6 protein-coding genes are annotated in these 13,929 nt (G+C 64.2%); 5 read left to right on the top strand and 1 reads right to left on the bottom strand.

What is annotated here, in order from left to right; all coding sequences use genetic code 11:
* Positions 1-175: 175 nt before the first annotated feature.
* From J5J09_RS10695 to J5J09_RS10675, 5 genes are all read left to right on the top strand, one after another.
* Positions 176-1,117, top strand: a complete 942-nt coding sequence (locus J5J09_RS10695; RefSeq protein ID WP_208550060.1) for a helix-turn-helix domain-containing protein — start codon at positions 176-178, stop codon at positions 1,115-1,117.
* A 154-nt stretch (positions 1,118-1,271) separates the two neighbouring features.
* Complete coding sequence (locus tag J5J09_RS10690; RefSeq protein ID WP_208550058.1) at positions 1,272-3,863, top strand: autotransporter domain-containing protein; 2,592 nt, start codon at positions 1,272-1,274, stop codon at positions 3,861-3,863.
* 409 nt (positions 3,864-4,272) lie between these two features.
* Positions 4,273-6,525 (top strand): autotransporter domain-containing protein, encoded by a 2,253-nt coding sequence (locus J5J09_RS10685; protein WP_208550053.1) that lies wholly within the window; start codon positions 4,273-4,275, stop codon positions 6,523-6,525.
* 989 nt (positions 6,526-7,514) lie between these two features.
* Positions 7,515-11,066, top strand: a complete 3,552-nt coding sequence (locus tag J5J09_RS10680; protein ID WP_208550045.1) for a putative Ig domain-containing protein — start codon at positions 7,515-7,517, stop codon at positions 11,064-11,066.
* 203 nt (positions 11,067-11,269) lie between these two features.
* Positions 11,270-12,229 (top strand): HD-GYP domain-containing protein, encoded by a 960-nt coding sequence (locus tag J5J09_RS10675; RefSeq protein WP_208550042.1) that lies wholly within the window; start codon positions 11,270-11,272, stop codon positions 12,227-12,229.
* Here the strand turns inward: J5J09_RS10675 and J5J09_RS10670 are convergent.
* Positions 12,222-13,832, bottom strand: coding sequence for a sensor histidine kinase (locus J5J09_RS10670; RefSeq protein WP_208550040.1), 1,611 nt, complete (start codon positions 13,830-13,832; stop codon positions 12,222-12,224). The genes J5J09_RS10675 and J5J09_RS10670 overlap by 8 nt on opposite strands.
* Between the last annotated feature and the right edge of the window lie 97 nt (positions 13,833-13,929).

Here is a 13,929-nt window from a genome sequence, read left to right as displayed (position 1 = left end):
ACCGGTTTGGAGCGCCAGACGCTTGCGGCATCGTTGCCCTGAACCTGCAAGTTGAGGCATTGTCCGCGACCAGGAAGAGAACCGCAGGTGTCACTCGGAAGCCATGGGCAGGGACGATTTCACAGGAATTCACACGGCGAAAGCGTCGATCGGCATGTCCGGGAGACCTGTTGAAATGCTGTCGTCGTCGGTGGTCGAAGATGCCGCCCAACAGGCCAGGCGACAGCCATGGGTCGCCATGGAGTGCAATCAGCTGACGCCGGGCCGGTCCGTCGGCACGATGGATGTGATTGACCTCGGCACCCAGCAGATCGTGCGCGAGACCCAGACGGCCTCGGTTCACAAGGTGGGGACCACGCCCAGGAATTTCTGCACGTTATCAATCTGCACACCGGGAAAGAATCGCATTTCGGTGCATGGCGAAGACGGGATCGGCTGTGTGTTCTTTCTTCCCGGTCAGACGGAATTCGATCTGCTGATCGCCGGCGGCTCGCAGACAACCTATGTCAGCTTCCCGCAAGACGATTTGCTGCGCGCCATCGAGGCGCTTCGACCGGCGAACTGGAACGACAGAGCCGAAGGCATGCGGGCAATCGACATGGCCGACAAGGCGATGTTCGAGACTGCGGCAGCGATCTGGTTCGAGGCCGTCGGCGCGGCCGTCGCCAGGGGTGACGCCGTCGACCTTGAAAGGCTGAGCGGGACCATGAGGGAAACGGTGCTTCAAATCCTGACCGCCAGCGAGCAGCAGGGTTTCAGCGACGTGAGTGCCGGCGAACGTGCACGCGGATTCCATATAGGGCGGCGGGCGCGGGCGCGGATAGAAGAGGAGCTGCAAAAAGACGAACTGCCCTCGATCAGCCGCCTTTGCGAGGAACTCGGCGTTTCCGAACGCGGTCTTCAATATGCGTTCCACGAATATGTCGGCGTCTCACCGCTAGCCTATATCCGAATCTGCCGGCTCAACCGCGCCCGCGCGCTGCTGCGCCAAGCCCTCCCATCGGAAACCACGGTCACCGAAGTTGCGATGCGCTTCGGTTTCCTGCATCTCGGCCGCTTCGCCGCCGACTATCGGAAGTTGTTCGGCGAAAGCCCGTCTTCGACTCTGACCTCCTGAAATAGCAAGAAAAAACATGCGTCCGATCGCTTTTGCGGAAAGCGGATAGCGGGCGCGGCACTGCCTTTTCTAGTTTCGGCCTGCGACACGGCCCTGCTTCGCGGCATGCAAGCGGGGAATTTTCAGTCGCGATCGACTTGAGGGGAGTTTATTCGTGAATTTTCACCGCCTTCGTCCCGGCGCGCGCCTAGCCGTTCTTCTCACATCCACCTCCCTGATCGTGACGGGCGCTCCGCTGTCTCGCGCACTTGCCGACGAGATCATCGATGGCGGCAGCAGTCAGGTTTACTCCGGGGGAACGCAGCACGACGTTGGTGGCACTCTTTACATCGGCTCATCCGGCGAAGGCACGCTCGATATCTCCGGCAGCGCCGATGTCACAGCCGATGGCACATTTCTAGGATACTCTTACGGCAGCAACGGTTCCGTGACCGTCACCGGCGACGGATCAAGCCTCGGTGCGGGCTCGTTCTTGATTGTCGGCCGGAACGGCTCGGGCAAACTGACGATCGCCGACGGCGCGGAGGTCACCTCAGAAGAAAACACCGTTATTGGCAACCTACTCGGTTCGGAGGGCGCGGTTACGGTCACCGGTAATGGATCCAGACTGAATGTCGGAGAGCAGCTTGTGGTCGGCTCGGCAGGCTCTGGCACACTCCATATCTCCGACGGTGCGGAGGTAACCGCCATGTATTCAGTCCTGGGCTTCTACTCGAATCGTGAGGGTACGATCGCCGTCACAGGTGCCGGATCGACATTTGATCTTGGTTTTTCGCTTATGCTTGGCAACCAGGGTTCGGGGGTTCTGACTGTCGCCGATGGTGCCACGGTCACCGTCAACGCCGGCGACGAAACGATCACCATCGCAGACCAGGCAGGCTCCACCGGCACGCTGAACATTGGCGCCGCGGCGGGCGAGACGGCGGTCGCGGCCGGTACCGTCAATGCCGGAACCCTCGCCTTCGGAGAAGGCACCGGGACGATCGTCTTCAACCACACCGATGACGATTACGAATTCGCCGCAGACATAACGGGACACGGCGAGATCGACATCTATTCCGGATATACGAGCCTGACAGGTGACCTTTCCAACTTCACCGGCGCCACCGAGATCCACGGCGGCGCGTTGTCGGTCGGCTCCAGGTTCGCCAGCACGATCCTGATCCTGGACGGCGGCATCCTTGGCGGCGTGGGCACGGTGTCGGATGTCACCCTCACCTCCGGCGCGACCATAGCGCCCGGCAATTCGATCGGCACGCTCACCGTCGATGGCGACCTGACCTTCGGATCCGGCTCGACCTACGCCGTCGAAGTGGACGCCGGGGGCAGATCAGACCTGATTCACGCAACGGGCGTCGTGACCGTCGGTGACGGCGCGTCCGTCTCCGTCTCCGCCGAGAACGGCACGGATGACGGTTCGACGTACGCGCTCGACACCACCTACACCATCCTGACCGCCGACAGCGGCATCGACGGCGCCTTCACGTCGGTGACCGAGAACTTTGCCTATCTGTCCGCCGCCCTTGCCTACGACAATGACAGCATCAGCCTGATACTCAGCCGCAGTCCGGATGATGATGACGACGATGACGACGACGACGACGATGATGATGTCGTTGCCTTCGCCGACCTGGCGACCACGGCGAACGGCCGCGCCACCGCCAACGCCATCGACGCGATGGGATCGGGAACACTTTACGACGCCATACTCCATCTCCCGGACGGCGCGCCGGACAACGCCTTCCAGCAGCTTTCCGGAGAGTTGAATGCCAGCATACCGGCGTCCATGCTGTCGCGATCGGCCTTCAGCCGCGACGTGGTGATCAACCGCGTTCGCGATACGATGAACGCCCCCATGACGGGCAGTTCGGCAGTGGCCGCCTATGACGAGGACGGCTTTGCCGGATTTTCGGACGAGCTGCCCGCGACAGCGTTCTGGGCCAGCGGCTTCGGCGGCCTGACGACGCTCGACGGTGATGGAAACGCGCTGGGCAATATGGCGCGCGGCGGCGGCGTCCTGTTCGGAGTGGACCGTCCCCTGGGTGACGGCTGGCAGCTTGGGGCCCTCACCGGCTATGGCCAGGACAGGCTGAGAAGCGATGGCATCGAGGCAAGCGCCTCCATCGACAGCTATTATCTCGGCCTTTACGGCGGCCGGCATCTTGGCCCGCTCTCCCTGCGCTTCGGCGCGATCCACAGCATCCAGGAGATCGACAGCGAGCGCACCGTCGCCTTCCCGGGCTTCACCGACCATCTGACGGCCGACTATCGTGGCACGACCTCGCAGGCCTTCGCCGAGGCCGCCTGGCGCTTCGACCATGATCTCGTGCACATCGAGCCCTTCGCCAATCTCGCCTATGTGCAAACGCGCACCGATGCCTTCACCGAAAACGGTGGCGCGGCTGCCTTGTCGAAGGAAGCCACAAACGACGACCAGCTGGTGGCCACGCTCGGCGTGCGCCTCGACCGGGACATCGCCTGGCAGGGAATGCTCGGCCGGCTTTCGGCCGGGCTTGGCTGGCGGCACACCTTCGGGGATCTGTCGAGCGAGGCGACCATGGCGTTTGCCGGTTCAGACGATTTTGTGATCTCCAGCGCGTCCGCCGATCGGGACACCGCGATGGTCAATCTCGGCGTCAGCCTCGATCTCAGCCAGACCACCAGCCTGGCGATCGGCTATTCCGGCCGGTTCGGCGAAAGCAGCGTCGAACATCAGGCCACCGCGAAGCTCGGCATGACATTTTGAAACGGGGTGTCCCGTGCGCGTTCTCGGACAATCTTGATCTCCGAGACGCCGATCCAAGAGGTGGAAGGCTTTTCCTTCCGCGATTGAGGTAATTCCGTTGACGCTTATTCGATTTTTCGGCCGTCCGATCGGCATAATCCTGTCCTGTGTCCTTCTTCTGGCCGGCATTTTGGCAGCGGTACCATCGGCGTTCGCCGCCAATGCCAACATTGACATTCCGATGAGGGTGGGAACATACGCGAATGGACTAGTTTATCATAATCCAGGGGGCGGGGCGTGTAGTTCGGCACAAGTGACAAGTGCGAGCATTGCGTCAGGCGCACCTCCCCCCGGCGTCTCTCTATATACATTTTCCACCAACCCCATCTTTAAATATTCCGGGACTCCGACGAGACCGGGAAGTTATACGGTGACGATAAACGCTGCCTGGCGTGATGACTTCATGTGCATGATAGCTGGAAACGATGTCATCACCGTCAACTTCACCGTGGCCGATCAAGCCCCGACGGCTGCGAACGTCGTAGCCACGGTCGCGGCCAATTCCGCCGACAATGCCATCACGCTGTCGCTGGGTGGCGGCACGGCGACCAGCGTCGCCGTCGCATCCTCGCCATCACATGGCACCGCAACCGCCAGCGGAACGTCGATCACCTATACGCCGACGGCCGGGTATTCGGGCTCCGACATCTTCACCTATACCGCCACCAACAGCGGCGGCACGTCGGCGGCTGCAACGGTTTCTATCACGATCAGCGCGGAACCCCCGACGGCTGCGAACGTCGCGGCCACCGTCGCGGCCAATTCCGCCGACAATGCCATAACGCTGTCGCTGGGTGGCGGGACGGCGACCAGCGTCGCCGTCGCATCCTCGCCATCACATGGCACCGCAACCGCCAGCGGAACGTCGATCACCTATACGCCGACGGCCGGGTATTCGGGCTCCGACAGCTTCACCTATACCGCCACCAACAGCGGCGGTACGTCGGCGGCTGCAACGGTTTCGATCACAATCAGCGCGCCGGCCCTTGCCATCTCGCCGTCCGGTTCGCTGAGCGCAACCGTCGGCAATTCGTTCTCGCAGGCCTTTACGGCGAGCAATGGCACGGCTCCGTACGGCTTCACCATGACGGGAGCCCTGCCGGACGGACTGTCCTTCGATGCAGCGTCGGCGACGCTTTCCGGAACGCCGACGGAAGGCGGCTCCTATCCGCTGACGCTCCGGGCCACCGATGCGCTCGGTGCTTCCACAAGCACCGTCATCACCCTTGCCGTCGACGTCAGCGTCACAACCGTGCCGATCACGGTCTCCGCGATCTCGGGCGTGACGACGACGGTGGATCTGACGACCGGCGCGACCGGTGGGCCGCTCACCGGAGCGCGGCTCCTCTCGCTGTCGCCACCAAACGCCGGCGACGCCGTCATCATCCTGGGCGACACAGCGGCCTCGACGGGCAATGCCGCCTTTGCCGCCGCACTCTCGTCGGGTCGGTACCAGCTTCGCTTCACAGCGAACCCGACCTTCACCGGCACCGCCATCGCCACCTACACGCTGACCAGTGCAAGCGGCACGTCCGCGCCGTCGACCGTCACGTTCACGGTCAGCGCACGGCCCCTGCTCAACAGCGACGCCGATCTCGTCGGCCTTGTCGAGGCGCAGGCGCGCGCAGCGGTCCGTCTCGCCGAGGTGCAGATCGACACGGTACAGGACCACTTGCGGTCGCTTCGCACCACGCCCTGCCTGGAAAACAGCCTGCAGATAACCGCCGACGACGGCCATGGCGGAACCGCACCCATCGACGCCAATGGCGGTTGCTCGCCCATCGCCGGCGGCAACCTCGCCTTCTGGAGCGCAGGCTCGATCATGTTCGGCGACGATGATGCCAGCCGCGGAGGGAATGACTCGACCTTCAAGACGGTCAACCTCACCGCCGGACTGGACTATCGCATCACCGAGTATCTGACGGCCGGCGTCGGACTAGGCTTTGCCATCGACGAGGATGAGATCGGGTCGCGCGGCACCACGAGCAGCAACCGTGCCGCCAGCGTGACCGTGTATGGTCTCCAGACGCTGGGCAACGGATTTTATGTCGATGGCCTTGCCGGCGTCGGACTGCTTGATTTTACTTCCGTGCGGATCACGGGGACCAATTCGGCCGAGGCAGAGGCCGAGCGTCACGGTCACCAGTTCTTCGCCGCCTTTGGCGGCGGTTATGACTGGACGGCAGGTGGCTTCACGGTCTCGCCGCACGGGCGTATCAGCGCCTCGCATTCCGTGCTCAACGCGATGACGGAAACGGGGGCCGACTGGGAGAACGTGGCGCTGTCGCGGCAGACGGTAGACAAGCTGACGGCAACGCTCGGCCTCGACATCTCCTACGCGATCCTGCTCGACGATGCGGTGCTGACCCCGGAGCTTTCGCTCGACTTTTCCCACAGCCTGTTCGACAGCGGCGACACCACAACGACCTATGCCGACAGCAACTGGCCGATCGACTACGTCATCCCCGGCACGACCGACCGCAGGAACAACGCGGTTCTAGGCCTTGGCATCACCCTGAGCGGCACCGAGAAGGCATCGATCTCCGCCCGCTATCGCTCCGCCTTCAACGGCGATGGCGTCGTAAACCAATCCTTCCGCGTCGATCTCAGCGGCCGCTTCTGAGCGACGGCGCGGCGAGGTCTGGCGGCAGGATAAGAGCCGGTCAGAAACGGTAGCGGACGCCGAGGAGGTTGGCGTTCGAACCGCCCTCCATGTTGCCCAGCGTGCCCCAGGCACCGGAGCGGTGGTGGAAGCGCCAGAAGAGTTCGCGGTTCGGGTTGTCGACCGATGACAGGCTGATCTCGGGACCGATGACAGGCTGATCTCGGGACCGAGGTAGAACAGCGTGCGGGCGTCACCATTCTTGCGGCTGTCCTCGTTGTCCTGCTCCCTGCCCTCCATGGTTCCGGTGACGTGGCTGATACCGAAAGTGAAGGCCGGCGATAGACGGACTTTGTCGGCGATCACGAAACCGTCGTAGCGCGCCACCAGGCCGCCCCAGATTTCGGCGCTGGCATCGCCGCCGAAGCGGCCGGCAAGTCCTGCCTCGAGGCCGAGTTTCACCTCGCCGATGCTATAGGGGAAAAACTGATAGCCGAAGCCGACGACGGGATTGTCCTCGTAGCCCACGGTGAAGGGATTGGCGCTCTGTCCCATGTCGCCCTGTGTCATCGCACCAACGACGCCGAACACGGCCTGGTCCATCGCATCATCGGCCGGTCGGCTGTCCTCAGCATCCGCCGTGTCGACGGCCAGCGTAAGGGCTGGCCCGAACAACAATACCGCGCCCATATACCGATCGATCAAAACAGTTCTCCGAAGATTTTTCGTCCGAACATAGCTGCCGCGCGGTTCATTGTTTCCTAATGGAGCGGCCGGTTCAAGCGCACAGGCCGGCGTTCCGGTCACTCTCGCGTTGCGCGCGGGCGCGAGCAACAAGGCTCACCGTGCCGCAAATGTTCCGTACACGTCCATTTTTGGCCGATCGCTTTGCGCGATCGGACCAGTTTTGGACGACCGGTCGGCTCGCGTCCCCGCTAGAGGTGCGCCAGGCCCAGATTTTTCAGCCGTTCCGATTGAGCACGCGCAGACCGCCAAGAGCATTCCGTCCGATGTCCATTTTCATCACCAGCCAGTTTCGACGTCTCGCCTGCGCCGCGTTCGCAACGTTTGTCGTTTTGCTCTGCTTTTCCCAGACAGGCGCCAAGGCTGCGGACTCATACTATCAAACCTTTGTCGGCGAGGCCGTGAGGATCCCGATCAACGACTACGGCGGCAACCCTTTAAGCTATACCTATCCGAACGGCAGCAATGGTACGATCCTGCCTGCACCGGGCTCGTTGACGGACTTTATTTACACGCCGCAAGACGGATTCACGGGCACCACGATCATCTCGGTCACTGTCTATAGCGCGCAATCGGTCATCGCCCGGGACAGGTACATCATCACCGTCAGAGCCAGGATTACCTTCTCCTCCAGCAGCTGGCCGAATGGCAAGCTGGGACAGGCTTACAGCCGGGCCGTGACGGCAACCGCCGCGGCCGGTTCGACCGTGATGACCTATTCGATCTCGAACGGCTCGCTGCCGGCAGGACTTGACCTCGACCCGGCGACCGGGCAGGTGTCCGGCACGCCCACCGCCTCAGGCAGTTCGACCTTTACCTACACGGCGCAGAACGGCGACGGCTATTCCGCCTCCCAGACAATGACGCTGCGGATCGGGCCCGTGGCACAGACCCTCTCGGCCACCGTGGCGGCCAACAGCAGCGGACATGCCATCGCCTCGGGCGTTTCGGGAACCGTCAGCCTATCAACCGTTTATGCCGCAAGCCACGGGACAGCCGCCATCTCCGGCACGGACCTGCTTTACACGCCGACCGCCGGCTATTCCGGGTCCGACACCTTCAGCTACGTGATCCGCGACAGCAATTCCGGGCTCTCGGACTTGGGCACTGTGAATGTCACCGTGACGCCGCCGACGCTTGCCGTCTCGCCCTCCAGCCTTCCGGCGGCCACGGGTGGCGTGGCCTATGACGCGACGGTGACGGCCGCCGATGGCACGGCGCCCTATAGGTTCGCTATCACCTCTGGCGTCCTGCCAACCGGGCTGACGCTCGATACAGACGGGACAATTTCGGGAACGCCGGCCGGCAACGAGATGGTCTCGTTCACAATCAGGGCGACGGATGCCTACGGCGCGACGGGCAACCGGAGCTACACGATGGACGTCGCGGTCGCCGCGCCGGTGGCGGGCGATGTAAGCGCCGCCGTGGCGGCGAACAGCAGCAACAACGCAATCCCGGTCAATCTCTCCGGCGGTGCGGCGACCAGCGTGGCCATCGCCTCGGACCCGTCGCATGGCACGGCGAGCGCCAGCGGCACGTCCATTACATATACGCCGACGGCCGGCTATTCGGGCGCCGACAGCTTCACCTATACGGCGACCAATTCCTCCGGGACCTCTGAGGCGGCGACTGTTACCGTGACGGTATCGGCGCCGGCGCTTGCCGTCTCGCCCTCCAGCCTTCCGGCGGCCACGGGTGGCGTGGCGTATGACGCGACGGTCACGGCGGCCGAAGGCACGGCGCCCTACACGTTTGAGATCACCGCCGGCGATTTGCCCGACGGGCTGACGCTTGCCAGCGACGGAACGATCTCGGGGACGCCGGCCGGCGACGAGAGCGCCTCGTTCACGATCACCGCAACCGACGCCTACGGCGCAACGGGCAGCCGGAGCTATACGCTGGGCGTCGCGGTCGCCGCGCCTGTAGCGGGCGATGTGAGCGCCAGCGTGGCGGCGAACAGCAGCGCCAACGCGATCCCGGTCAATCTGTCCGGCGGCGCCGCTGCCAGCGTCGCCATTGCCTCTCAGCCCCAACACGGGACCGCGACGGTGAGCGGCACGGCGATCAGCTACACGCCGGCCGCGGGTTTTTCCGGCACCGACAGCTTTACCTACACGGCCAGCAACGCGACGGGGACCTCGGCTGCCGCGACCGTGACGCTGACGGTGGGAGCGCCCGATATCGCGGTGACGCCGACCGGACGGCTGACGCTGCGGCAGGCCGAAGCCTTCAGCCAGGCCTTCACCGCCGCCAATGGGACGGCGCCCTACAGTTTCGCAGTGTCAGGCACCCTGCCCGAGGGTCTCTCGTTCGACACTGCGACGGCGACGCTCTCCGGCACGCCTGCTGTCGACGGCGAATTTGCCCTGGCGATCACGGCGACGGACGCGCTCGGGGCATCGAGCAGCGCCGCCGTGACCCTTGTCATCGATCCGGCCCTGCCGGTGGCGCCGAGCAAGACCTCGGCGGTGGTTTCCGGGCTGACGACGATCATCGACCTGACCGAAGGCGCGACCGGCGGACCGTTCACCGACGCGAAGCTGCTGTCACTGTCGCCGCCGGAATCCGGGACGGCGGTGATCACGCTTGGCGACACGGCTGCGACGGATGGCAACGCGGCAATCGCGGCGGCACAGGCGGCCGGGCGCTACCAGCTGCGCTTCACCGCCAATCCGATGTTCAGCGGCACCGCGACCATCACCTATACGCTGACGGGTGCCACCGGAACCTCGGCGCCGGCGGCGATCAACCTGATGATCGCGGCCCGTCCGGTGCTCAACGAGGATGCCGACCTGATCGGCCTTATCGAGGCTCAGTCCTCCGCGGCGAAGCGGCTGGCAGACAGCCAGATCGACAATGTGACCGATCACCTGCGCTCGCTGCGCGGCAAGGCTTGCCTGGAAAACAGCGCCTCGCTGTCGCTTTCCGACGGGGCTGACGGGACGGCGCCCGTGACGGCCAATGCCGGCTGCTCGCCGATCGCCGGCGGCGACCTCGCCTTCTGGGCGAACGGCTCAATTTCGCTCGGCGACGGCGACAACATCGCAGGCGCCAGCGCCTTCGACTACGCCACCGTGGCACTGACGGCGGGTGTCGACTACCGCTTCGACGAGACCTTCATCGGCGGCCTTGCCGTCGGGGTATCGCGCGACCGGACCGATATCGGCACCGACGGCACGACCAGCCTCAACCGGGCGGCAAGCGCCACGGTCTACGGTCTCTACCAGCCGGGCGGCGGGTTCTTCGTCGACGGCCTCGTCGGCGCGGGCCTGCTCGATTTCAACTCGGTCCGCGTGACCTCGGCGACCGGCGCGGAAGCGGAAGGCGATCGCGGCGGGTGGCAGGTGTACGGCGCGATCACCGGCGGATACGACCACCAGATCGGCGGTCTGTCGATGTCGACCTATGCACGGCTCGGCGCCTCCAGGTCGTTCCTAGACAGCGTCGAGGAAACCGGCGCGGGCTGGGAGAACGCGGCGATCGGCTCGCAAACAGCCGACAGCCTGACAGCCACGCTCGGCGTGACCTTGGGCTACGACATCCTGCTGGAGGACGGCGTGCTGACGCCGGAGCTTGAGCTCGATTTCTCGCACGATTTCCTTGGTACCAGCGACACCACCGTCACCTATGCGGACGGCTGGCCGATCGACTATGTCGTCCCCGGCTCCGAGGATCGCCGCAACAGTGCCTCGGTCGGCTTCGGCCTCACCTTCGCCTCGGGAAGCGGCGGCACGCTTTCGGGCCGGTACAAGGCGACGTTCGATGGCGACGGGCTCAAGGCGCAGCGCTTCAACATCGATTTCACCCGGCAGTTCTGAGGTTCGGAGAGGCCGCGACAGCGGCCTTTCCTGACCAAATTTGGGACTAGGACCGGCATATCGAAATATGACGGTCTTTTACATTACCGATTAGGATTTTGTTCACGAGCCGGCGGCAAAGCTTTCGCATGTCCGGTCCTGTCGCGTCTATCGCGGCGGCACCGGAGAAGGATCGGAAACCGCTTCGTGTGTCGCTCGCCAACATGAAAAAGAGAATCCACCTGCACCAGCTCCGCCCCGGCATGTATGTCGAGGAAATCGAAGCGCGCGATCCCAAGGCGGTCGCCATCCGACAACACTTTCTCATCAATTCGATGGCGGAGCTCAAGTCGCTGCTCGCCTGCAAGGCGATGAGCGCGGTGATCGACGTCAGCAAGGGCGTGGACATCGACGGCGCGGCATTCCCGCGGCTCAACCGCGCCGAATACGAAGCCGGACTGATCGGCGTCTACTCGAAACGGCAGATCAACCGCGCCAAGGCGGCGATCGCCGAAACCGTGCCGCATGTCAGGGACCTGCTCCGGGCAGCGCAGGCGGACAAGGCGTTTGACGCCGAGGGCGCGGGTATCGCCATCGACGCGGTGATGATGGAGGCGGTCGACAACGCGGCGGCGATGATCAGCCTGCTGAAGCTCAAGGAAAAGGACGAGGGAACCTTCCTCCACTCTCTGTCGGTGAGCGCCCTGATGATAACCTTCGGACGCACGCTCGGGCTGGACGAGGATACGGTGCGTTCACTCGGCCTCGGCGGACTGGTGCACGATATCGGCAAGATGGCGATCCCGAAGGGCGTGCTCAAGAAAAACAGTTCCCTCAACGACAACGAACTGGCCATCATCCGCAGCCATCCGGAACGGGGATACCGCATGCTGGCCAGGACCGAGGGTCTCTCGACCGAGGTGCTCGACATCTGCCGGTTTCACCACGAGAAATTCGACGGCAGCGGCTATCCGCAGGGCCTGCGCGGCGAGGCGATCCCCTATGCTTCGCGGATCGCGGCGATATGTGACGTCTATGACGCCCTGACGACGGTTCGGCCCTACAAGCGGGCCTGGACGCAGGCGGAAGCTGTGGAACGGATGCTGCAGGCGCACGGGCATTTCGATCCCGACCTGATAAAGCGCTTCGTCTCGCGCATGGTCGTCAACGGAACGATCAACTGACGGTCTGGCCGGCGGCGCGGATGCGATCGGCCGGAAGGTCCATGGTCCACACCACCCCCTCCTCCCTGTAATCGCCGAGCGCGGTTCCGCGCAGGCTCTGAATGGTCGAACGGATCAGCAGCGAGCCGAAGCCCTTGCGCGCGTCGCCCGATGGCGGCGGCCCGCCGCGTTCGCGCCAGAGGACGCGGATGCGGGTCTCGCCGTCGAGAACCTCCTCCGTCCATGACAATTCGACGCGTCCCGCTGGGCCGGACCAGGCGCCGTATTTCATCGCATTGGTCGCCAGTTCGTGCAGCACCATGCCGATCTCCTTGACGGCCTCCATGGTGACGGGGAAATCCGGTCCGTCGAGAGTCAGGCGCTCCTCGCCTTCGACGAAGCTGCCGAGCTGCACCATGGCGAGATCGCGGAAAGTCGGCGCGGTCGCCGCTTCCGACAGCAGTCGGTCGAGCGACGCGGCGAAGGACTGCAGCCGACCGGTGATCGCGGCCACGAAGCTCTCCTTGTCGTCGCTGTAGCGGGCGCTCTGGCGCACCAGCGACTGGGCGACGAGGATGACGTTTTTCGTGCGATGCGCCATTTCCCTGAGAACCAGTTGCAGGCGCTCTTCGGCCTGGTGGCGGTCGAAGGAGGCATTGGAGAGCGCCTTGGACACGTCGTCGATCTCGCGGATGCCGGTGTCGAGCGGAGAGACGATCTCGCCCCGCCCGACGCCATCGGCTCGGTCGGCGACCAGGTCGATCGCCCAGCGAAGCTTGCGGCCGAAGATCGCGGCGCTCGCCAGCGACAGCAGGAAGCAGGCGAGACCGGCCAGGACGAGCGTGTTCAACACCGAGGCAAAAATCGTATCGTCGGCGCCGGCCGGTCCCTCGACGAGCACCTGCCATTCCGTCAGGCCGATGCGGGAATAGCCAAGCATTTCGCCGCGCCGCTGGAGTCGGTCCTCAAGCGATGTGCGGGCGGCGGCGAGCAATTGAGGCGGAACCGGCTCGCCGGGCGCCGTCTCCGTGTTGGAAGCCACCATCCGATCGGCGCCGTCGATGATGCTGTAGGTCCAGCCTTCCAACGCTTTCCGACCGTCGATGATCCGATCCATGTCGGCCGCGGCCTGAGTTAGGATAATGACGAGTCGCCCCTCACCCTCGGCCAAGTCGACCCGCTTCATGACGTTGTAGACGAATTGCGAACTCGTGCGGCCGAAGAAGAGGTTCGAAACGACGAGCTCGTCACGCGCGAGTGTGTCTTGCAGGGCCTCCATGTTGCTGGTCTTGCCGAGAGGTTGCCCCCGGGGCACGCGCGTGTTGAGCAATTGCTGCCCGGTTTCGTCGACAACGATCATGTACCAGTCGCTGCGGGCGAGCGCCGCTGTCGCGCGAGCGTGGAAATCGGCAAAATCGCGCGTGCGCAGTTCCGGAGAGGTTTCGAGCACCATCAGCGTTGTGGTCATGTCGTGGAACTGGCGTTCCACCATGCGGGCATAGGTGTCGGCTTCCTGCTGGGCGCGCAGCTGAAGCGCACGGAGCTCCTCATTGCGCGATTGCCCGACGATCACCAACGAGAAGACCGCGAGCGGCAGGGTGGTGATCAATGCGAGGCCCACCATGTAGGACCTTACGCCGGCTCTGCCTCTGCGACCAAACACATTCAGATAACGCAAGTCCTGTCGTCCTGTTCGTACGTACGTAGACCCCGTGATTCCG

It is taken from the genome of Ciceribacter sp. L1K22 (genome assembly GCF_017599385.1).
GTDB lineage: Bacteria > Pseudomonadota > Alphaproteobacteria > Rhizobiales > Rhizobiaceae > Allorhizobium.
Note: the sequence above shows the minus strand (reverse complement) of the source record. Positions and strands in the feature narration are given on the sequence as shown.